Genomic DNA, 21,062 nt, shown 5'->3' on the forward strand with positions numbered 1-21,062 from the left:
GATGAGTTCCATAGACCGCATCCTAGATAGTGCGCTGGCCGGAAACCGGATCGGATTGGAAGATTGTATTCGGTTGTACGAATCCGACGAGATCGAAAAAATGGGTCATGTCGCAAATCAAATTATGCTGAGGCATCATCCGGAGCCAATTACCACTTTCGTCATTGGACGCAATATTAACTATACGAACATTTGCGATGTATACTGCCGTTTTTGCGCGTTTTACCGCTCGCCGGGCTCGAAGGAAGGCTACGTGCTCCCGGACGAAACGATCTTCCAGAAAATCCAGGAGACGCTGGATGTGAACGGTACCGAGATTTTGATGCAGGGCGGAACGAATCCGAACCTTCCGTTCTCCTACTATACGAATTTGCTGCGCGAGATTAAGAAACGCTTCAATATTACGATGCACTCCTTCTCTCCTGCGGAGATTATGAAAATGAAGGAAGTATCCGAAGGGTTGACGCTGGAAGAAGTCGTTCGTGAGCTGCATGCCGCCGGATTGGACTCGCTGCCGGGCGGAGGCGGGGAAATTCTCGACGACCGCACCCGCCGCAAAATCAGCCGCCTGAAAGGCTCCTGGCGCGATTGGATGGACGTCATGCAGACGGCGCACCGGGTCGGCATGTCTACGACCGCCACGATGGTTATCGGCTTCGGCGAGTCGATGGAAGAGCGCGCCTTGCATCTGCTGCGCGTCCGCGACGCTCAAGACGAATGCATTGCCAACAAATGGAATTCCCCGGGATTCCTGGCGTTTATTTCCTGGACATTCCAGCCGGACAATACGAATCTGAAGGCGGATAAGCTCGGGCCGGAAGATTATTTGAAAAATGTGGCGATCAGCCGGATTATGCTCGACAATATTCCGAACTTCCAATCGTCCTGGGTGACGATGGGGCCGGAGGTCGGCAAACGCTCGCTGCATTTCGGCTGCAACGACTTCGGCAGCACGATGATCGAAGAGAACGTCGTCTCCGCCGCCGGCACGACCCATAAGGTCAACATCGGCTCGACGCTGGACATTATCCGCGAAGCGGGCAAAATCCCCGCGCAGCGCAACACGAGATACGAGATTCTTCGCGTGTTTGATGATGTGGACGAGAAGGTTGACAACGACTTTATTATGCAAAATTAATTGGCCAATTTAGAATTCGCTGCACTTACGGCGCATAACGCTTGTCTATATGAATCCGATGGAGGGATTCGTGTAGATAAGCGTTTTTTGTCGTTCTTGAAAACGGCCGGCGTTAGTCATGGGAAATTGTTGTTTGTATATATGCTCTCCGGCGACCATATACTTAAAAAAGAGAAGTAAGGGAAGAAAGGAGTGAGCAAGATGAAACTGTTTGCCTTGACTGTGGCGAAAATGCCGGATGATGCGGTTCAGCGTCTTCGCGATGCTGTGGAGCAGGCGGCGCGGCAAGTATATAAAAGTCATCTGGCGGTACACGTACAGCGTTTCGGCGCTTGTTCGACCATTCTGGCCGAGGGCATTTTTCCTCGCTTTCAATTGGACAGACGGACGGACACCCTCTATTCAAAAACGGCGGATGCGCTCGCGGAGTGGATCATTCATGAGGAAGAAGAAGGCTTGCTCCGTTCGCTGATCGCGCGTCATTACGAATATAAGAAGGATGAAGAAATACGCTCCATCTTAAGCTACTGCCTTCCCGGGGCCTTCGGCGAAGCCGGGGAACCTCCGTTCGAGCAGACGTTCTCCCGCCGCAAGCAGATTATCGCACAGGCGGTTTTCGAATATTTGCAGGAGCACACGGACTTGAATCTGGAAGGGTTTATCCATTTTCGGCTGCACGATTATATGGAGGAGCTCCATGAAATGGTTGAATATGCGGTCGATGAATTTTTGATGGATCAGCAGTATCAGGAGTTCATTTCTCTTTTGAAATATTTTGTCTATATCCAGGAAGCCAAAATACCTGTCGCTCATTTGATACATAAAGGCGGCAATGAATTCGCTTTGCTCAACGATTCGATGGAGCCCATCGATACGAGCGAGAACGATGCTACGGTGACCGTTGAAATGCTGGAGAAGGACATCAATTTTGAAGATGTGATCGTCAGCACTTTAATCTCGGTTTCGCCGCAGCAGATCTATATCCATACTCGAGACCCTGAAGTTCAGGTTATTAAGACGATCAAGCAAATTTTCGAGAATCGCGTCCAGCTGTGCGACTATTGCGGACTATGCCATAATCTTGACCGATCCGCCGCCGCCGACTATAATAAAGGGTAAGGCAACGATCAAAGATAACAATGGTTGAAGTGCTGCTCAGAGAAGGAAGTCTTAGGCTGCAAGCTTCCTCAGTCAACGACAATCATTTACCCCTTTGTAGCCGAGATGTGGAACGCTGGTTTAGTCGCAAGCGGACGATTCCCGGTTAGTATATATCTCCGGTTCATTCCCGTTACAGGATGCTTACGAGGATTCGCCGGCTGTTTCCAGCTACGCGAATTGAACTAGGGTGGAACCACGAGACCAAGCGCACTCGTCCCTTCTATGGGATGATGCGCTTTTTATGTTTTCCAGCATAATACAGGAGGAATGGATAAGCATGGCAGCGGTAAAAGTAACGTTCCCCGACGGGGCGGTAAGAGAGTACGAGCAAGGAATGACAATTGAAGATGTGGCGGGTTCGATCAGCTCGGGCCTTAAGAAAAATGCGGTTGTAGGCAAGGTGGGCGGCAAAGTCGTCGATCTGAACACTCCTTTGGAGCAGGATGCCGCGCTGGAGATCGTCACGTTGGACAGCGAAGCGGGGCTTGAAGTATACCGTCACAGCACGGCTCACTTGATGGCTCAGGCGCTGAAGCGCATTTACGGAGAAAAAGCAGTCAAGCTGGGAATCGGCCCGGTGATCGAAGACGGGTTTTATTACGATATCGATTTGGAAACGCCGGTAACGCCGGAGGATCTGGTCAAGATCGAGAAAGAAATGGAGAAGATCGCGCAGGAGAACTTGCCGATTCGCCGCCGTGTCGTCAGCCGCGAAGAAGCGATCCGCATTTTCACCGATATGGAAGACCCGCTGAAGCTGGAATTGATCCGCGATTTGCCGGAGGATTCCGTGCTGACGATCTACGATCAAGGCGAGTTTTTCGACTTGTGCCGGGGGCCGCATTTGCCGTCCACAGGCCGCATTAAGGCGTTCAAGCTGCTCAGCGTAGCGGGCGCATACTGGCGCGGAGATTCCAAGAATAAAATGCTCCAGCGCATTTACGGCACGGCGTTCCCGAAAAAAGCCGAGCTTGAAGAGCATCTGCATCTGCTGGAAGAAGCGAAGAAGCGCGACCACCGCAAGCTGGGGAAAGAACTGAAGATGTTCACCTTCTCCCGCGAAGTCGGACAAGGCCTCCCGCTGTGGCTTCCTCACGGCGCCAAAGTGCGCCGCACGATGGAGCGCTATATCGTCGATCTGGAAGAGAGACTCGGCTACCAGCACGTCTATACGCCGGTTCTCGCCAATGTAGAGCTGTACAAAACTTCCGGACACTGGGAGCATTACCAAGAGGATATGTTCCCCAAAATGATTATGGACAACGAGGAACTCGTGCTTCGCCCGATGAACTGTCCGCATCATATGATGATATATAAGAGCGACATGCGCAGTTACCGCGATTTGCCGATCCGCGTAGCCGAGCTTGGCACGATGCACCGCTACGAAATGTCGGGCGCATTGACGGGCTTGCACCGCGTGCGCGCGATGACGCTTAACGACGCGCATATTTTCTGCCGTCCGGATCAAATCAAGGAAGAATTTGCGCGCGTCATCAACCTGATTCGCCAAGTGTACGAAGATTTCGGAATCACCGAGTACCGGTTCCGTCTGTCTTACCGCGATCCTCAGGATACGGAGAAATATTTCCCGGACGATAACATGTGGGAAATGTCGCAGCGTATGCTGCGCGAAGTCGTAGAGGAGCTGGAGCTGCCGTTCTACGAAGCGGAAGGCGAGGCGGCGTTCTACGGCCCTAAACTGGACGTACAAATCAAAACGGCGCTCAAGAAGGAAGAAACCTTGTCCACCGCGCAGCTGGACTTCCTGCTCCCAGAGCGGTTCCAGTTGGAATATGTCGGCGAGGACGGCCAGAAGCATCGTCCGGTCGTCATTCACCGCGGCATCATCTCCACCATGGAACGGATGACGGCGTTCTTGCTGGAGAACTTCGCCGGCAATTTGCCGACTTGGCTGTCTCCGGTTCAAGCGAAGGTGATCCCGGTATCTACGGCCTTCGAAGGCTATGCCAAGCAAGTTGAAGAAAAGCTGCAGCTGGCGGGCATTCGCGTAGAATCCGATCTGCGCAACGAGAAGCTGGGCTATAAGATCCGCGAAGCGCAGCTGGAGAAAATCCCGTATATGCTCGTTGTCGGCGAGAATGAGATGAACAGCCAAAGCGTTTCGCTCCGCAAGCGCGGGCAGGGCGACCTGGGCGTGCAAAGCCTGGACAGCGTCGTGCAGCTGATTAGCGAAGCGGTTCGTACGAAACAAATCGATTAATCGTCCCTCGGACGGTCGGCGAGGACTTATCCTTTTACTTAGGGTAAGTCCTTTTTTTTACTTCAAAAATCGGTTCAAGACGCGCGGCGGACAAAGAACCATTTCGCAAGCTTGTATAATCCTAGAAGTAATTGGACAGCCTCTTATATTAAGGGGAGGTTTTAAACCAAGTATGTTACCAAAAGCCGCAAGTCATGCGAAATGGATCTGTTTGATCGTCATTTTGTTGGGATTGTTCATGGTGCTGGATCAAGAGCAGCAATCGCTCGCGCAAAACCGTTCCGCCGATAGCGAGTGGAATCAGGTTATACCGTCACTGGCTTCAAGCGTAAGCACGTCTGCTCCGGCCAAGCCGGAAACGCAAGATGGAGTTAAAGAGACCAAGGCCGTATCTTCGGTAAAACAAACAAGCCGTGCTGAATATACCGAAAAACAAAGCGACAAATATATGTTTTTGCCGAATTTGAAAAAAGATATCTCCAAGTTCACCGCGGTGGAAGTGGTTGCTACGGGCTACTACGCAGGCGAAGAATCGACCGGAAAAAATCCAGGTCATCCCGAATACGGAGTGACCTTCTCCGGAATGAAGGTGCAGCGCAACAAAAATTCATTCTCTACTATTGCCGCCGATCCGAATGTCTTCCCTCTGGGAACCGTGCTCTGGATACCGGGATACGGATACGGAGTCGTAGCGGATACGGGGAGCGCCATCAAGGGCAACCGGATTGACCTGTATTTCGAGACCAAAGACCAAGTGTATCGGGAATGGGGAAAAAAGACATTAAATGTGTTCGTTGTTAAAAAAGGCGACGGAAAAATTACGAAAATGATCTGGAGCCAGTTGGAAAACGAGATTTTGTTTTAAACTTCCAACATAATCGCCTTTCACCTTGCTCATACTAATGATTGTAAGGGGAGGTGAACATCATGGCTAAAAACAAAAATAAGAAGCAACAAAACGATACAGAGTTTTCCCAAGAGGTAACAGCTAAAAACGCAAAACAATCGGCGCAAAACAACGCTAACGAAAGTGCCGACAATAACTCTAAATACTAACATACCAGACCGGCGCGGATGCGCCGGTTTTTTCATTTAGGAAATGATGCGCAGCAATATCCTGTGGAAATCCGGGGTCTCCCCCGAAAGTAAAGTCTACCCATAGAACGATCCCAGAGGAAGGGTTTGTCGCCGATCCAGCTTAGGCTGGACGCGGACGGAATAAGCTTCAGAGCATCACGTCACTTTTGGGGGATTTGTTCATCAATTGAAAATAATTGGAACGTCCCTACCTCCCTCTTTTTAACGCTTAAGAATGCCTGCTAACCTCCGTTTGTTTATTTTAATTATTCAGATCTCCTCCTTAATCGTCATGAAAAAAATTAGTTATTTTCAAAACGGGCTATTTAGTGTAAAATAAAATCACTGTTATGAAAGTTGACATTAAAAGATAGGTGATATCCCATGCTGAATGCTTTGACGATGGGGAGTATGAGCGCGATGACTAAACGAAAAGCAGCAGAAGTTTTCCCTTTTTTGGAAAGGTATATTGCCCGCAAGGAAGAACAGATCGCGGAAATAGAGCAAGTGATCGAAAGGTACGAGAAGAAACGATTGATAGAAGAAAGGAACTATCAGGCGATGTCATCTTTTCGAAAAATATTTGCCGGAAAAAAGCCGGATCATCATTTGGCTGTGGAATATATCCATTATGTGAAAAGGCCGATGGAGCAAATTCGTCAGCTCCGCGCGGAGGCGGAACAGGCGAGGGCGATTTTGAACGGCAGCAAGCCGTCGGATTATGTAGCTATCAGCGACGACCTGGAGAAAGAGATCGGCCTGTAATGGAAGCATTCGTTTTAAGGAACGAGAGCACGGCTCCTTCGCCAATCCTCGACATGAGATGCGAAAAAGGGGCCTATTTTGTGCGTTTTCACGCACATTTTTGGTGATAATAAACAGTAAAGTCGACACCTGGTTTTGCTTTGCGACAAAAAAGTCGTTATAATGAGTTCTAGTCGAGCGGCTGCAGACTAAGGTCATCTGTGAATGACAATCATGAATGGAGGGATCTGATGAAGCGCCAAGCACTCATCGCACTATTTGCTTTAACTATGTTAGTTTCCGCTTGCTCCAAGCAAACGGACCAAGCAGGCACGGCATCGCCGACGCCTACGCCGGATACGTCGCAGCAAACTCAATCTCCTGCACCATCCCCAACGCCGACGCCTACGCCGGCTGCGCAGGACTCGAATAACAACAAGTCGGCCGATCAGGGGCAAACGAAGGAAAATCCGCCTGTGGAGGCGCCGAAAGGAGCTGCGGAGCAACCGGTCGTTACGACGGATCAATACAGCAAAGTCGATTTCGGCATGTCGTTCGACGACGTAACCAAAACGATGGGGCAAATGGGCAAATTGATCAGCGAAGCGAAAGCCGAAGACGGCAGCAACCCTGTGCAAACTTACGAGTATAAGCTAAAAGACGGCGGTTCGGCCAAGATTACTTTCCGCAACGGAAAAGTAACGTCGAAGTCGGACAGCTCCAAATAACGGCATCTCCAATAGACGCCAATGAAGGGCTATCTTGAGCAGATTGTATCTGCCCGGATAGCCCTTCATTCGTTTTATCGCATCCACGGTTCGAAGCCGGGGATGGATCAGGTTTTGCTAAAAGGATTTTGTCGGCCGGCTTGCCGCGCCGGGGGAATTACCGGCTCTTCAGCTTGTTGAGTTCGATGAAATCATGCTCCTGACTGTAGGCGGGAACGCCGTGAATGCCTACGTCGAGACCGACCAGCTCCTCGTCCCGGCTGACTCGAACCGGAGCTAAGCGGCCTATTAGCTTCAAGGCGATCCAGGTTAAGGCGAAACCCCAGACGGCAACGATAATGAGTCCGAGCGCCTGCACCCCTAAGAGCGACCAGCCTCCGCCGTAAAATAACCCGCTGTACCCTTGCCCTACGCTCGCGGCAAGCTCCGGCTTGGCGAACAGGCCGACTGCTAATGTACCGATGCTGCCGCTGACTCCGTGAACGGCGAATGCGCCGACCGGATCGTCGATCCGTTTGGACTCAAGAAATTCGGTAGCAAAGACCATCGCGATTCCGCAGACGGCTCCTATGAATATGGCGGCCCCGTCGCTTACAAACGCACAGCCGGCCGTTATCCCGACAAGCCCGGCCAAGGAGCCGTTAATGACCATTGGCGGGTCGGCTTTGCGGTAGCGCAGCATTGTAAACAGAATGCATGTGGCGCCGCCGGCGGCTGCCGCCAGCATGGTAGTGACGGCGATATGCCCGATCGAGCTGTTCGTCGCGCTCAACGTGCTGCCGGAATTGAAGCCGAACCAGCCGAACCAGAGGACGAAAGCGCCGACAGAGGCCAGCGGAAGATTGGACGGGGGTACAATATTCGGCGTACCGTCATCGGAGAACTTGCCGATGCGCGGCCCGATGAAAATGGCAGCCGCCAAGGCGGAGAAGCCTCCCATCGCGTGGATGACGGCGGAACCTGCGAAATCGATCATGCCGAGGCTGCCGAGCCAGCCGCCCGCGCTCCAAACCCAATGACCGGCAATCGGATAAATAAACCCGGTCATCGCGACAGTGTAAAGAATATAAGCGTGAAAGTTGATGCGCTCGGCGACTGCTCCCGAGACGATGGAGATGACTGCAATGACGAAGGCGCACTGGAACAGCCAATACGTATCGTTGGAGATGGAAAGCTTGATATGTGTCAAGTCTCCTCCCATCATGAAACCGCTTGTACCGATGAGACCGGAAACATCCTTGCCGTACATAAGGCCGAATCCGAAGAAATAAAAGATGAGCGCTCCGAAGGTGATATCGACAAATACTTTCATGATGATGCTGACGGCATTCTTTTGCCTTACGAAGCCGGCCTCCAGCAGCGCGAAGCCGCCTTCCATCAGCAGGATCATCGCAGCGGTCAGGACTACCCAGATCGTATCCAAGCCGCTCGCCAATGCGGATAAATCCATGTGTTCAACTCCTCTAGACCAACGATATGAAAAATCTACGCCACTCATTATACGTTTCCTATGATAGTTATGTCAACGAACTACGTAAGATATATTGACATATTGATCCGATCATTCGCATTTCTCTTGTGTGGATAATTTCTGCATGTAACGTTTATTCTATATACTAAAAACATGCGGGAGGATACATACGATGATTTCTTTGGATTCCAGCTTAATAAACCGGGAAGAGGGCTACGACCAAATCCGCGATTATTTAAAGGATCATCAGTTTACTTTGGGCGGCAATTGGGAATACGATCACGGTTATTTCGACCGGGCCCTGGACGAGGAGAACAAGGTATGGCTAAGAATACCTTTTACGGTGACGCATGGGGTGTTGGACGGAAATACCGATGCGACGAATGCGATCATCTCCATCGGCCGTCCGTTTGTATTGAAGCACTTATATAATGAAGGGCTGGATAAGGAAGCCCAAGTCAGCACGTACGGAGCGCTCGTCGATCAGTTCCAGGAGCCTGTGGACAAGGACGCCTCCTTGGAAGACCGATGGGTGAGCAAAGCGAAGGATGTTTTGCGGGAAGTGGAGAGTTCAATCCCCCTAACGTGAAAATCAATCCCCCTATATCCCCCTTACTCTTAAGGGGGACCCCGGGCGCTGCGCCCCTGGACCCCGCATGTTCGGTGCGAACTCAGAGGCTTGCGGCTTCGATGTGACGTTGGCGCTAGGAACCGCGTTCATCCCCTGTTCTTTGCTTGGCAAAGGGACAGGGGATACGCTTCGACTGCAGTGCGGGAACGGGCTAGTGCTTGGCGGGGCGTAGAGTGGATCGGCGCGCGTCGGTCCGGTTCTGCTTTGCTTAGCGCAAAGTTTGAACCGGACACGCTTGAGGGGGGGAGCAAAACGGATGGGTTCGCTGGGCTGTTTCGATAGAAAATCGCGCTCACGGTTTTGGTCAGGGGGCAGTCGCCCCTGGACCCCGGCAAGGACGAAGCGGCTTCGAGAGCACGCTTGAGGGTGGAGCAAAACGGATGGGTTCGCTGGGCTGTTTCGGGAAAATCGCGCTCACGGTTTTTGGACAGGGAGGCAGTCGCCCCTGGACCCCCTGCAAGGACGAAGCGGCTTCGAGGGCCCGCTTGAGGGTGGAGCAAAACGGATGGGTTCGCTGGGCTGTTTCGGGAAAATCGCGCTCACGGTTTTGGACAGGGAGGCAGTCGCCCCTGGACCCCCAGCAAGGACGAAGCGGCTTCGAGAGCACGCTTGAGGGTGGAGCAAAACGGATGGGTTCACTGGGCTGTTTCGATAGAAAATCGCGCTCACGGTTTTGGACAGGGAGGCAGTCGCCCCTGGACCCCCGGCAAGGACGAAGCGGCTTCGAGAGCACGCTTGAGGGTGGAGCAAAACGGATGGGTTCGCTGGGCTGTTTCGGGAAAATCGCGCTCACGGTTTTTGGACAGGGAGGCAGTCGCCCCTGGACCCTAGCAAGGACGAAGCGGCTTCGAGAGCACGCTTGAGGGGGGAGCAAAACGGATGGGTTCGCTGGGCTGTTTCGGGAAAATCGCGCTCACGGTTTGGACAGGGATGCTGTCGCCCCTGGACCCCGGCAAGGACGAAGCGGCTTCGAGGACACGCTTGAGGGTGGAGCAAAACGGCGGGTTCGCTGGGCTGTTTCGGGAAAATCGCGCTCACGGTTTTGGACAGGGATGCTGTCGCCCCTGGACCCCAATAATTTGGATGTGTAGCATATGCTGTATCATTATAATTAGAGAGACGCAGGTATTGTCACGCGTCTCTTTTTGATACATACTAATATGAAGGTATGAAATAAAAGGTAGAATTAAGAAGAGAGTATGTTCACTCGCAGTAAAGCGCTTCCTGCCGGTTCTTTGCCGTAGGCAAAGGCCGGCAGGACGGGCGCGCGCTCTATCCGGTAAAGTAGCTCTCTGTACGAGCCTGTTCACGCACTGCAGCCAAGCGTATCCCCTGTTCCTTTGCGGAGCAAAAGAACAGGGGATAAACGCGGCTCCCGGCACCAACGCCCCATCGAAGCCGCAAAACTCCGAGCTCGCGCCGAATCTTGCGGGGTCCAGGGGCGCCAGCGCCCGGGGTCCCCCTTGAGGTCAAGGGGGATTTAGGGGGATGGATCATGTAAAGCGCTTCCTGCCGGTTCTTTGCCGTAGGCAAAGGCTGGCAGGACGGGCGCGCGCTCTATCCGGTAAAGTGGCTCTTTGCACGAGCCTGTTCCCGCACTGCAGCCAAGCGTATCCCCTGTTACTTTGCGGAGCAAAGAACAGGGGATGAACGCGGCTACCGGCACCAACGTCCCATCGAAGCGGCAATCCCATGAGTTTGCACCAAACCTGCGGGGTCCAGGGGCGCGAGCGCCCGGGGTCCCCCTTGAGGTCAAGGGGGATTTAGGGGGATGGATTAAGTAAAGCGCTTCCTGCCGGTTCTTTGCCGCAGGCAAAGGCTGGCAGGACGGGCGCGCGCTCTATCCGGTAAAGTGGCTCTTTGCACGAGCCCGTTCCCGCACTGCAGCCAAGCGTATCCCTTGTTACTTTGCGGAGCAAAGAACAGGGGATGAACGCGGCTACCGGCACCAACGTCCCATCGAAGCGGCAATCCCATGTGTTTGCACCAAACATGCGGGGTCCAGGGGCGCGAGCGCCCGGGGTCCCCCTTGAGGTCAAGGGGGATTTAGGGGGATGGATCAATGATTTTACTCTCTATTTATTTAATTTTAAGGTTTCTTTAAGGTTGGCGAGGCAATATATAAATCAAGGAAAGTAAATGAACTCAAGAAATCTTTAAAGCTAGTGGATGGAGGGGTTAACAATATGGAAGATAATAAAAAAGGATACGATGATTTTTTTCGCCGGCCTGAAGGCGATTCTTCTAACGATACTTCTTCCCGTGAAGCGGCGGGAAATTCGGATAGGGGCGAGGGGCAAGAGAAGCCGTCATACTATTATTCCTACGGGCCTTATAAATCCTCAATGAATCAAGATGAGACGAACGCTCACATTACATCTACGACAGGCAGCGGGGAGCCGGTGGAAGTGACGCCGCCTAGACCGGTAAGACCGTTCTCTTACAATGTCTCGGATGGCGGGGGCGACGACCCTATGAAAAACTGGCAGTTCCCGCAGCAAAAGAAAAGAGGCTCTTCGTTCCGAAGCGGGTTTATTGCTTTCTTGGCTGGGGCCGTCGTCGTCGGGGGGCTTATGTTCGCATCGGACAAGATGAATTTGTTTACCGGATCGAAGGGCGTCCTGGGCAGCACAGCGGCCCCGAGCTCCAGCCAATCCTCCAGCGGCGGAACGGCGAAGCCGACTTCGTTCAGCCTCGGCAGACCGGATAACATCGCGCAGATCGCCGAGCAATCGGGTCCTGCGGTGGTTAAGATCGAAACGAAAGTGAAGACTAAGGCAAGCAGCGGCAATTCGCTGTTCGACGATCCGTTTTTCCGCCAGTTTTTCGGAGGCAACGGAGGCGGTCAGCAAAGACAAAAAAGCCAGGACACCGAGCAATTGCAGCCGGGCGGAATGGGAACCGGGTTTATTTTTGAAAAATCCGGCTATATTCTGACCAACGAGCACGTGATCGACGGAGCGGCTGAAATTTGGGTGACGGTGCAGGGCTACGACCAGCCGTTCAAAGCGCAGCTGCTGGGCAACAGCTACGATCTCGATTTGGCCGCACTCAAAATCGAACCGCAAGACGGCAAAGAATTCGCTTCCCTGCCGCTCGGCAAAGCGGAAGATACGAACGTAGGCGACTGGGTTGTCGCTATCGGTAACCCTTACGGCTTCGACCATACGGTAACGGTTGGGGTGCTCAGCGCCAAGGAACGTCCGATCTCGATTCCCGACAGCCAAGGCACTCGCGAATACAAGCATTTGCTGCAAACCGACGCATCGATCAACCCCGGCAACTCCGGCGGGCCGCTGCTCAACTTGAACGGCGAAGTGATCGGGATCAATACGGCGGTCAGCGCGCAGGCGCAAGGGATCGGCTTCGCGATTCCGACAAGCACGATTTCCAGCGTTCTGGATAATTTGAAAAACAACGTGAAAATTCCTAAAGAGCCGTCCCCGTATATCGGCGTGCAGCTCGGGGCTATCGATAAAGAATGGGTTTCCGAGCTGAAGCTCGAAAATACCGATGGAGCGATCGTCTCCGACGTGGAACGCAAAAGTCCGGCATTCAAAGCGGGCATCCGCCCTTACGACGTTATCGTCGAGGTGAACGGAACTAAGGTGAAAACTTCGCAAGAGGTTGTCGATAAAATCAAAGCTCTAAAAGTGAACGATCAAGCGACGCTCGGCGTTATGCGCGACGGCAAGAAAGAGTCGATCACCGTCACGATCGGGGACCGCAATGCCGAAGCCGACAATACCGTCAAATAAGAAACAGAAAAAGGTTAGATAACAGGAAAGAAGTAGAGCGAAGCCTTTTGTGTAGCTCTGCTTCTTTTTGTATCTGACAGGCTAATTTTGATACAATAACTAATAAGGGCGGTGTTGCTATGAGAGAAAAAATATTGGTAATTGACGACGATGAAAAAATCACTTCCATGCTTCGCCGGTCGTTGGCATTCGAAGGCTATACGGTATTTACGGCCAATCACGGCATGGACGGCTTGAAGCAAATTTTGGAGCATGATCCCGATGCGGTTATTTTGGATGTGATGATGCCGCAGCTCGACGGCTGGGAGGTTGTCCGGCGTATCCGCGAAGGCGGGACGACGGTGCCGGTCCTGATGCTGACGGCCAAGGACGAGGTCGCCGACCGGGTCAAGGGGCTCGACATCGGAGCCGACGATTATTTGGTGAAGCCGTTCGCGCTCGAAGAGCTGCTTGCGCGGATTCGCGTGCTGCTGCGCCGCAAGACGGCGGAGAAAGCGGAACAGCCGACGAACCGGCTCCAGTACCAGGACGTCTTCATGGATCTGGACACCCGGGAGGTATTCCGCGGCGGCCAGTTGATCGAGCTGACGACGAAGGAATTCGAGCTGCTGCATTTATTTATGCAAAATCCGAAGCGGGTGCTTTCCCGCGATTTGATTATGGAAAAAATATGGGGTTACGACTATAGCGGCGAGTCGAACGTCCTTGAGGTTTATATTGCGCTGCTTAGACAAAAAACGGAGGAGCACGGGCACAAGCGGATGATTCAAACCGTTCGCGGAGCCGGGTATGTATTGAGAGGAGAGGGCTGACGTTGTCCATTCGTCTTCGTCTAACATTATGGTATACGGGCATTTTGTCGGTCACGATATTGCTATTCGGCTTCGGATTGTACGGTCTGCTTTATTTTAACAACTACAACTATTATAAAGAGGATCTGACGAATCAGGCGAACGATGTATACGCCCGCATTCAGCCGCGGATGGTCATTACGCTCGGAGGCGGCGTCAGCTGGGATTTCGGACTGCAGGGCAGAGATTTGCTCAAAAGCTCCACGACGTTCTACCAGTTGGACAATTTTCTTAACGGAAGGACCGATAAATCGTCCAATTTGCAGCAGCTGCAGCTGACGCTTCCCGAGCTGACCGACAAGCAGAAGCAAGCGCTGATTCAGGATCAAAGCCTGATCCGCAAAACGAAAATTGAAAATCTCGATTTTATCGTCTACAGCCTGCCCATCACGGTGCTCAAAAACGGCCAGCAGCAGCTGGCCGGCGTTTTTCAGGCGGCGGTCTATACGGAGTCGTTCGAGAAGCTGTTCGCGCTGCTGCGCATCATTCTCATATCCGCATCGATCGTGACGATATTGCTGGCGGCCTCGATCGGCTGGTTCCTTGCGCGCAAGGCGCTCAGACCGATCGATCAGGTCATCGCCGCGGCGGATCAGATTGAGAAGGGCGCCGATCTCGGCAACCGGATCAATTACGACGGACCGGATGACGAGATCGGAAGATTGACCAATACGATCAACGGCATGCTAGGGCGCCTCCAGACGACCTATTCCGATCTGGAGGAAGCTTACCGGAGGCAGCGCCGGTTTGTGTCAGATGCATCTCACGAGCTCAGAACCCCGCTAACGACGATCCGGGGCAATGTCGATTTGCTGGAGAAGATGTGGCGGCAAACCGCCGCCATCGGCGAGCTGCAAGACCGTCAGCAGCTGGAGATGTCGCTTGAGGCTATGCACGACATCGCCGGCGAATCCGAACGGATGACGCGGCTTGTGAACGACTTGCTGGCGCTGGCCAGAGCCGATGCGGGCTTTCAGATGGAGAAGAGCGAAATGGAGCTGAAGCCGATTGTCGACCAGGTCATTCGCAGGGCGCAGCTGCTTCCGCATAACGTCGATTGGCAGGCCGGAGATTTGAGTGCGTTGGAGGGCGTTGTCGTCATAGGCAATCGCGATTACCTGCAGCAGCTGTTGTTCATTTTCGTCGAAAATGCTTTTAAATATACGGAGCATGGCTATGTGAAGCTGGATGCGCTGCGCATGAACGATCAGATCGGGGTGCGGATCGAGGACACGGGAATCGGCATGGATAAGGAAGAGATACCGCTCATTTTCGAACGATTCTACAGAGCCGATCCGTCCAGAGGCAAGACATCGGGCACCGGTCTCGGGCTATCGATCGCCAAGTGGATTATCGACGAGCATCAAGGCTCTATCGAGGTGAAGACGCGCAAGGATGAAGGGAGCACTTTTGTCATCTGGCTTCCTATGCTAGAGGATTCGACAACATTCGTGCACAGGCATTCCCTAGAGGAGAGTAATCAGGTATAATGGATGTGAAGGGCAGGTGCAGGAATGGACATTATCAAAATCTCGCCTCGAGGCTACTGCTACGGGGTTGTAGATGCCATGGCGCTGGCTATGCAAACGGCAAAAAATTTGGATCTGCCGAAACCCGTGTATATTTTAGGCATGATTGTGCATAATTCCCATGTTACGGATTATTTTGATAAAGAAGGCGTTATTACGCTGGACGGACCGAATCGTCTGGAAATTCTTGAACAGGTGGAAAAGGGCACGGTTATTTTTACCGCTCACGGCGTATCGCCGGAAGTGCGCAAGCTTGCCAGAGATAAAGGGTTGACGGTAGTAGACGCTACATGCCCGGACGTTACGAAGACCCACGATCTGATCAGGGAAAAAACGGCGGAAGATTATCACGTCATTTATATAGGAAAGAAGGGGCATCCGGAGCCGGAAGGAGCGATCGGAGTAGCGCCGGGACGCGTGCACTTGATCGAGAAGCTTGAAGAGATCGAGAAGCTGGAGCTGGGCTCGGAGAAGATCATCATTACGAATCAGACGACGATGAGCCAGTGGGACATTAAGCATATTATGAACCGGCTGCTGGAGAAGTTCCCTCGGGCCGAAATTCACAACGAAATTTGTTTGGCGACCCAAGTGCGGCAGGAGGCGGTAGCGGAGCAGGCGAAGGATGCCGATCTCGTGCTGGTCGTCGGCGACCCGCGCAGCAACAACTCGAACCGGCTCGCGCAAGTGGCCGAGGAGATCGCCGGGGTTAAGGCGTACCGGATTGGAGACATAACGGAGCTGCGCCGCGAATGGCTGGAGCCGGTGAGGCGAGTGGCCGTAACTTCAGGCGCTTCTACGCCGACACCAATCACTAAGGAAGTCATAAACTATTTGGAACAGCTTGATCCAAACGATCCGGAAACTTGGGAAATCAAGCGAACCATTAATTTCGAGAAGCTGATTCCGCCGGTGAAGAAAAAAGCGGGAAACGAATAACAAACGTTAGGATGAAGGGATATGCAGCAGAAGAGAACGGCAAAAAGCAAAAAGCCTTTTCATGTCCGCAATATTGCACGCTGGTTTAAATACAAATATTTGCTGCTGACTCGGGCTAAAGGCGGGCCAAGCATGGTTGCGATGGGGTTTTCCATCGGTTTGGCTATAGAAATGTTCACGCTGCCGACGGCTGGACTTGCATTCTTCCTTATATTTCCATTCGTTTATTTGTTTCGAGGGAGTATGGCTGCGGCTTTGATCGGCTTCGTTTTCGGCAAAGTGATCTATATTCCCATGACGTACTTCCACATGAAGGTCGGAGGCGCGCTTATGCCGCACGGCGCCCGCAAGTTTCTTGCGTATCATCTGCCCGATTGGATGGATGCGTTTATCCGCTCGAACCTGAAGCTGTTTATCGGCGGCGTCATTGTCGGGATCTTCCTCGGTTTGCTTGTGTACTTCCCAATCAAATGGGGACTTGAATTGTACGACTCGCGGCGCAAGGAAAAGCGGAAAAAAAGAAAGGCTCAGCTGATGGTCAGACCGGAGTCGACGCAATAAAAAAGGAAAATAAAGCCTCCTACTTGACGGGAGGCTTTTTCTTATTGTATAGTTACTTTAGTGATTAAAAGCTTAAAAGCGTATAAGCGTCGAAGCGTTCAAGTGAATTTTATATAAAAGGGAGTGCTGTTATTATGATCGTTATTATTTCGAATAAAGTATCCGAAGAGAGAATTCAGGAAATTGTCCATCATATCGAAAAGCACGAGGTGCAGGCGCATGTGTCCAAAGGAGTGGACCGCACCGTGATCGGCATTATCGGCAAAGCCGATCCGATGCTTGCCGAGCAGCTTCGCCAACTATCGGGCGTAGAGCAGGTGGTGAAAATTTCTAAATCATATAAGCTGGCGAGCCGCGATTTCCATCCGGCGGATACGGTCATCAAGATTAAGGATGTGGAGATCGGCGGGGAGCAGCTCGTCATCATGGGCGGACCTTGCGCCGTGGAATCTCCCGAGCAAATCGATGAAATCGCCCGGCTCGTGAAAGCATCGGGAGCGCAGGTGCTGCGCGGCGGCGCCTTCAAGCCGAGAACCGGCCCTTACAGCTTCCAGGGCGTCGGCGTGGAAGGTCTTGTCATGATGGCGGAAGCGGGCAAGAAGCACGGTCTTCTGACGATTACCGAGGTGATGACGCCGGAGTATGTAGATGTATGCGCCGAATACGCGGATATTTTGCAGGTCGGTACGCGCAATATGCAGAATTTCGATTTGCTGCGCAAGCTCGGAACGATTCAGACGCCGGTTCTGCTGAAGAGGGGCTTCAGCTCTACGTACGACGAATTCCTGAACGCCGCCGAGTACATTTTGGCCGGAGGCAATCCGAACGTAATGCTCTGCGAGCGCGGAATCCGAACATTCGAACCTTACACGAGAAATACGCTTGATCTCGCCGCCATTCCGGCGCTGCAATCGCTGAGCCATCTGCCGGTCATTTCCGATCCGAGCCACGGCACGGGGCGCAGAGAGCTGGTCGAGCCGATGAGTAAAGCTTCCGTAGCCGCAGGCGCTAACGGGCTGATCGTCGAAATGCATACCGATCCGGACAATTCGATGACAGGAGACGGGGTTCAATCGCTGTTCCCGGATCAATTCGCCAAGCTGATGGTCGATTTGGAGAAGTTGGCTCCGCTGGTAGGGAAACGGTTCGATACGAAAAAAGAGTCAATTACCGTATAATCTCACAAGCAAATAAATAAATGACAAGACTTGATTTCCCGTTAATGAGGAGATCAAGTCTTTTTTTGTCGAAAATATGAACAAAATCGATCGATGTGTGAGAATACCTTACATATCCATAAAAAATACCTGACATAACTATTGACGGTTATTCACGAAAAGTTTTATAATAACACCATAATAAATAAAAAACTTGAACAATGTACGAACAAACCGTGAAGAATGTTCGGAAATTAGGAGGTTGGCTACAATGTCAATTCAAAACGTATTAAGCATCCTTAAAGAAAAAGGCATCGAGTGGGTAGATTTTCGCTTTGTCGATCTTTCCGGTAGAGCTCATCATATTTCCTTGCCAGCGAATGAAGTTGACGAAGCTACATTTGTGAACGGGGTAGCGTTCGACGGATCTTCTATTCCTGGTTTCAAAGGTATTGAAGAATCTGACATGGTTATGCTTCCTGATACCGAGACGGTATATGTAGACCCTTTTACTGCTCATCCTACGCTGATCGTGATGTGTAATATCCACACTCCTGAAGGCGAGCGCTATGATCGTGACCCGCGGAGCATTGCTCAAAAAGCGGAAGAGTACTTGCAATCGGCAGGAGTAGGCACAACGGCATTCTTTGCCCCTGAATCCGAATTTTTCATCTTCGACGAAGTTCGTTTCGAGAGCGGACAAAACAAATCTTCTTATTTCGTAGATTCCGAAGAAGCTCACTGGAACTCGAACCGTAAAGAAGAAGGCGGAAACCTTGGCTTCAAAGTCGGTCATAAAGGCGGTTACGTGCCTGTAGGTCCTACGGATACGCAGCAAGACATTCGCAGCGAAATGTGTCGTCTGTTGATGGAAGCCGGTCTTCGTATCGAGCGCCATCACCATGAAGTGGCTACCGCCGGTCAAGGCGAAATTAACTTCCGCTTCGACACATTGACTACAACGGCCGATAACCTGATGAAATATAAATATATCGTACAAAACACAGCCAGACAATACGGCAAAGTGGCTACGTTTATGCCAAAACCGCTGTTCGGCGACAACGGAAGCGGCATGCACGTTCACCAATCGATCTTCGACGGCGATACTCCTCTTTTCTATGAAAAAGGCGGCTACGCTAACCTGAGCGAAATGGCATTGAACTACATCGGCGGTATTTTGTACCATGCGCCTGCTTTGATCGCGTTGACGAACCCGTCCACGAACTCGTTCAAACGTCTGGTTCCTGGCTACGAAGCGCCGGTTAACCTGGCATTCTCCAAAGGCAACCGTTCCGCAGCGATTCGTATTCCGGTTGGCGCCGTTACGCCTAAAGGCTGTCGTATTGAGTTCCGTACTCCGGACTCCACCGCGAACCCTTACCTTGCTTTCGCAGCTATGCTGATGGCCGGTTTGGACGGCATCAAGAAGAAAATCGACCCTCGCGCTCTCGGCTATGGTCCGCTGGATAAAAACATCTACGACCTGTCCGACGCAGAAAAAGGCGAAATCCGCAGCGTGCCTGGCACGTTGGACGAAGCTCTTAACGCTCTGGAAGCCGACTATGAGTTCTTGACTGAAGGCGGCGTATTCACGAAAGACTTCATCGATAACTACATCGGTTTGAAACGCAGCGAAGCCAAAGCCGTATCCATCCGGATTCATCCGCATGAATACTCCTTGTACTTCGATCTGTAAGATCCGCTCTAATACGATCTATATAATAGAAAGAAGGCAGTCCCGGTTCATATTCGGGGCTGCCTTCTTTGTGCTGAAGGACGGCTGCGCGCCGCCGGGTGCTCCGGCGGTTACAAGGCATCGCCGATGAGCGCATCGGGGGCGGAGGCATCGACGAACCGTCCGCCTTGCAGCATGGGGACCGCCTCGTAGCGATCCGTGCTCGAGCAATGCGCGACATCGTCTTCGAAGCCGCGCAGACGAAGCTCCCGGCCGCTGGCGCAGTCCAGGAGCAGCGCCCTCACGTCGCTGCGCACCGCCTCGTAGGCAGCAGCGCACAGCCGGGCCTCCGGGGAGCGGCTGCCGCTCAGCCCGGAGAGAATGGCTCCTGCGCCCAAATAATCTTCGATAGCGGGACGCAGGCTATTTTCTTCTTGGCGGGCGTTGTCCCACCGTTCCCCGCAGGCGATGACGGTAACGGCTTTGCCGGGTCGCAGGAGTCTCAGCCGTTCGGCAGCGCGTGCCGCGGCGGAGGCGTTGAGCAGACTGCCTGCGATGACCGCGGCCGTTTGCGCTGCGGCTCCGGCTGCGGTGCAGGCGGCTCCGTTGGCGGAGCAGAGGACGAATGGCCTGGATCGGTCCGCAGAGCCGAACGATAAGGGAGAGAGCGAATGGCCTCCGGTCTTGGCCGCTTCGGCCCGGCCGGTAACGAGCTCCGCTCCCTGAGCTGCGGCAAAGGAACGGGCGCCCTCCATCGGCGGGGGATACGGTATAATCAGCGCGCCGTAATGCAGCGCGGTAACGACCGTCGAGGAGAAGCTGAGAACATCGACGATGATGACGATATCCCCTCGTTCGGCGGCAGCTCTGGCCCCGCGCGGGCCCCATTCGATTCGGCAATCGTAAGGCGCTTGATCAGTGTAGTGAAAACCGTGTAGGACGTTCATGAGTTCCATCCTTGCATAGGATACATGTACACAATCTTTTGCGCGATCCACTCGAACCCCTCCGCAGCGTAGAGAGAGCGGGCCGGAGCGTTATCCAGGTCGGTTTCGAGCTGCATGCGGCCCGCGCCCCGCTCCTCGGCCAAGGCCGCCGCGCGCCGCAGCAATGCGCTGCCGACACCGAGCCTACGGTACAACGGAGCCGTAAACAGATCCTGAATCCGCATAATCGGCAGCCCTTTCGAGGTGGAGAAGCCCCAGTTGTACGTAAGAAAACCGGCCGCATGGGAATCGAACCGGGCGAGCAGACCGAAGGCGTTCGGGAACTGCAGCAGCCGTTCCAAGGCATGGCGGCATTCTTTCGTCAGATGGTCTTCATGTTTGGCGTCGCGGGTACGGTACATCGTTAATAAGCGGGTCATTTCGTCCAAATGCTCCGTTCCCAGCTCGGCTACAGTTACATGGTTCATGTTTTAA

At 52.8% G+C, this 21,062-nt stretch carries 18 protein-coding genes; 15 read left to right on the plus strand and 3 right to left on the minus strand.

What is annotated here, in order from left to right:
- Position 1 precedes the first annotated feature (1 nt).
- The 7 genes from mqnC to SK3146_RS26565 all read left to right on the plus strand — a co-directional run bounded on the left by mqnC (position 2) and on the right by SK3146_RS26565 (position 7,069).
- Positions 2-1,138 carry a cyclic dehypoxanthinyl futalosine synthase gene (gene mqnC / locus SK3146_RS26540; RefSeq protein WP_249861588.1) on the plus strand — a complete coding sequence of 379 codons (1,137 nt, stop codon included), beginning with the start codon at positions 2-4 and terminating at the stop codon, positions 1,136-1,138.
- Between the two features lie 201 nt (positions 1,139-1,339).
- Positions 1,340-2,257 (plus strand): putative sporulation protein YtxC, encoded by a 918-nt coding sequence (locus tag SK3146_RS26545; protein ID WP_249861589.1) that lies wholly within the window; start codon positions 1,340-1,342, stop codon positions 2,255-2,257.
- Between the two features lie 319 nt (positions 2,258-2,576).
- A complete protein-coding gene (gene thrS, locus SK3146_RS26550; protein ID WP_249861590.1) occupies positions 2,577-4,520 on the plus strand; it encodes a threonine--tRNA ligase in 1,944 nt (647 codons plus the stop codon).
- Between the two features lie 172 nt (positions 4,521-4,692).
- Entirely contained in the window at positions 4,693-5,385 is a 693-nt protein-coding gene (locus SK3146_RS26555) for a 3D domain-containing protein (protein WP_249861591.1), read from the plus strand.
- A gap of 62 nt (positions 5,386-5,447) precedes the next feature.
- Positions 5,448-5,576: a hypothetical protein gene (locus SK3146_RS35060; protein ID WP_259619109.1), complete on the plus strand. Its 129-nt coding sequence runs from the start codon at positions 5,448-5,450 to the stop codon at positions 5,574-5,576.
- Positions 5,577-6,017: 441 nt separating this feature from the next.
- Positions 6,018-6,362 carry a hypothetical protein gene (locus SK3146_RS26560; protein ID WP_249861592.1) on the plus strand — a complete coding sequence of 115 codons (345 nt, stop codon included), beginning with the start codon at positions 6,018-6,020 and terminating at the stop codon, positions 6,360-6,362.
- Between the two features lie 230 nt (positions 6,363-6,592).
- Positions 6,593-7,069 carry a hypothetical protein gene (locus SK3146_RS26565; protein ID WP_249861593.1) on the plus strand — a complete coding sequence of 159 codons (477 nt, stop codon included), beginning with the start codon at positions 6,593-6,595 and terminating at the stop codon, positions 7,067-7,069.
- 157 nt (positions 7,070-7,226) lie between these two features.
- On the opposite strand, the gene SK3146_RS26570 is transcribed toward SK3146_RS26565, so the two are convergent.
- Positions 7,227-8,519, minus strand: a complete 1,293-nt coding sequence (locus SK3146_RS26570; RefSeq protein WP_249861594.1) for an ammonium transporter — start codon at positions 8,517-8,519, stop codon at positions 7,227-7,229.
- A 193-nt stretch (positions 8,520-8,712) separates the two neighbouring features.
- Here SK3146_RS26570 and SK3146_RS26575 point away from each other — a divergent pair, with 193 nt between their 5' ends.
- The 8 genes from SK3146_RS26575 (at position 8,713) to glnA (ending at position 19,662) form a co-directional block, all read left to right on the plus strand.
- The gene (locus SK3146_RS26575) at positions 8,713-9,129 is read left to right on the plus strand and encodes a YugN-like family protein (protein WP_249861595.1); all 417 of its coding nucleotides are present in this window, start codon (positions 8,713-8,715) and stop codon (positions 9,127-9,129) included.
- A 2,228-nt stretch (positions 9,130-11,357) separates the two neighbouring features.
- The gene (locus SK3146_RS26580; RefSeq protein WP_249861596.1) at positions 11,358-12,929 is read left to right on the plus strand and encodes a S1C family serine protease; all 1,572 of its coding nucleotides are present in this window, start codon (positions 11,358-11,360) and stop codon (positions 12,927-12,929) included.
- A 119-nt stretch (positions 12,930-13,048) separates the two neighbouring features.
- Entirely contained in the window at positions 13,049-13,741 is a 693-nt protein-coding gene (locus tag SK3146_RS26585) for a response regulator transcription factor (protein ID WP_249861597.1), read from the plus strand.
- Positions 13,742-13,743: 2 nt separating this feature from the next.
- Entirely contained in the window at positions 13,744-15,270 is a 1,527-nt protein-coding gene (locus SK3146_RS26590) for a sensor histidine kinase (protein ID WP_249861598.1), read from the plus strand.
- 24 nt (positions 15,271-15,294) lie between these two features.
- Positions 15,295-16,248, plus strand: coding sequence for a 4-hydroxy-3-methylbut-2-enyl diphosphate reductase (locus tag SK3146_RS26595; RefSeq protein ID WP_249861599.1), 954 nt, complete (start codon positions 15,295-15,297; stop codon positions 16,246-16,248).
- Between the two features lie 21 nt (positions 16,249-16,269).
- Entirely contained in the window at positions 16,270-16,809 is a 540-nt protein-coding gene (locus SK3146_RS26600) for a DUF2062 domain-containing protein (RefSeq protein WP_249861600.1), read from the plus strand.
- A 134-nt stretch (positions 16,810-16,943) separates the two neighbouring features.
- Entirely contained in the window at positions 16,944-17,987 is a 1,044-nt protein-coding gene (aroF, locus tag SK3146_RS26605; RefSeq protein WP_249861601.1) for a 3-deoxy-7-phosphoheptulonate synthase, read from the plus strand.
- Positions 17,988-18,237: 250 nt separating this feature from the next.
- Entirely contained in the window at positions 18,238-19,662 is a 1,425-nt protein-coding gene (gene glnA, locus SK3146_RS26610) for a type I glutamate--ammonia ligase (protein WP_249866452.1), read from the plus strand.
- A 110-nt stretch (positions 19,663-19,772) separates the two neighbouring features.
- Here glnA and SK3146_RS26615 read toward each other — a convergent pair whose 3' ends face one another.
- Together SK3146_RS26615 and SK3146_RS26620 are read right to left on the minus strand one after the other, a co-directional pair.
- The gene (locus SK3146_RS26615; protein ID WP_249861602.1) at positions 19,773-20,597 is read right to left on the minus strand and encodes a 2-phosphosulfolactate phosphatase; all 825 of its coding nucleotides are present in this window, start codon (positions 20,595-20,597) and stop codon (positions 19,773-19,775) included.
- Positions 20,585-21,055, minus strand: a complete 471-nt coding sequence (locus SK3146_RS26620) for a GNAT family N-acetyltransferase (protein ID WP_249861603.1) — start codon at positions 21,053-21,055, stop codon at positions 20,585-20,587. Before SK3146_RS26620 ends, SK3146_RS26615 begins: the two co-directional genes overlap by 13 nt.
- Between the last annotated feature and the right edge of the window lie 7 nt (positions 21,056-21,062).

The sequence above is a fragment of the Paenibacillus konkukensis genome (assembly GCF_023523925.1).
GTDB lineage: Bacteria > Bacillota > Bacilli > Paenibacillales > NBRC-103111 > Paenibacillus_S > Paenibacillus_S doosanensis.

Excerpts from the sequence above, each read along its gene's own strand:
- SK3146_RS26545 (WP_249861589.1), top strand. The coding sequence starts at position 1,340 with ATGAAACTGTTTGCCTTGACTGTGGCGAAAATGCCGGATGATGCGGTT.
- glnA (WP_249866452.1), top strand. The coding sequence starts at position 18,238 with ATGTCAATTCAAAACGTATTAAGCATCCTTAAAGAAAAAGGCATCGAG.
- SK3146_RS26565 (WP_249861593.1), top strand. The coding sequence starts at position 6,593 with ATGAAGCGCCAAGCACTCATCGCACTATTTGCTTTAACTATGTTAGTT.
- mqnC (WP_249861588.1), top strand. The coding sequence starts at position 2 with ATGAGTTCCATAGACCGCATCCTAGATAGTGCGCTGGCCGGAAACCGG.
- SK3146_RS26560 (WP_249861592.1), top strand. The coding sequence starts at position 6,018 with ATGACTAAACGAAAAGCAGCAGAAGTTTTCCCTTTTTTGGAAAGGTAT.
- aroF (WP_249861601.1), top strand. The coding sequence starts at position 16,944 with ATGATCGTTATTATTTCGAATAAAGTATCCGAAGAGAGAATTCAGGAA.
- SK3146_RS26570 (WP_249861594.1), bottom strand. The coding sequence starts at position 8,519 with ATGGATTTATCCGCATTGGCGAGCGGCTTGGATACGATCTGGGTAGTC.
- thrS (WP_249861590.1), top strand. The coding sequence starts at position 2,577 with ATGGCAGCGGTAAAAGTAACGTTCCCCGACGGGGCGGTAAGAGAGTAC.
- SK3146_RS26580 (WP_249861596.1), top strand. The coding sequence starts at position 11,358 with ATGGAAGATAATAAAAAAGGATACGATGATTTTTTTCGCCGGCCTGAA.
- SK3146_RS26600 (WP_249861600.1), top strand. The coding sequence starts at position 16,270 with ATGCAGCAGAAGAGAACGGCAAAAAGCAAAAAGCCTTTTCATGTCCGC.
- SK3146_RS26620 (WP_249861603.1), bottom strand. The coding sequence starts at position 21,055 with ATGAACCATGTAACTGTAGCCGAGCTGGGAACGGAGCATTTGGACGAA.
- SK3146_RS35060 (WP_259619109.1), top strand. The coding sequence starts at position 5,448 with ATGGCTAAAAACAAAAATAAGAAGCAACAAAACGATACAGAGTTTTCC.
- SK3146_RS26585 (WP_249861597.1), top strand. The coding sequence starts at position 13,049 with ATGAGAGAAAAAATATTGGTAATTGACGACGATGAAAAAATCACTTCC.
- SK3146_RS26615 (WP_249861602.1), bottom strand. The coding sequence starts at position 20,597 with ATGGAACTCATGAACGTCCTACACGGTTTTCACTACACTGATCAAGCG.
- SK3146_RS26595 (WP_249861599.1), top strand. The coding sequence starts at position 15,295 with ATGGACATTATCAAAATCTCGCCTCGAGGCTACTGCTACGGGGTTGTA.
- SK3146_RS26555 (WP_249861591.1), top strand. The coding sequence starts at position 4,693 with ATGTTACCAAAAGCCGCAAGTCATGCGAAATGGATCTGTTTGATCGTC.
- SK3146_RS26575 (WP_249861595.1), top strand. The coding sequence starts at position 8,713 with ATGATTTCTTTGGATTCCAGCTTAATAAACCGGGAAGAGGGCTACGAC.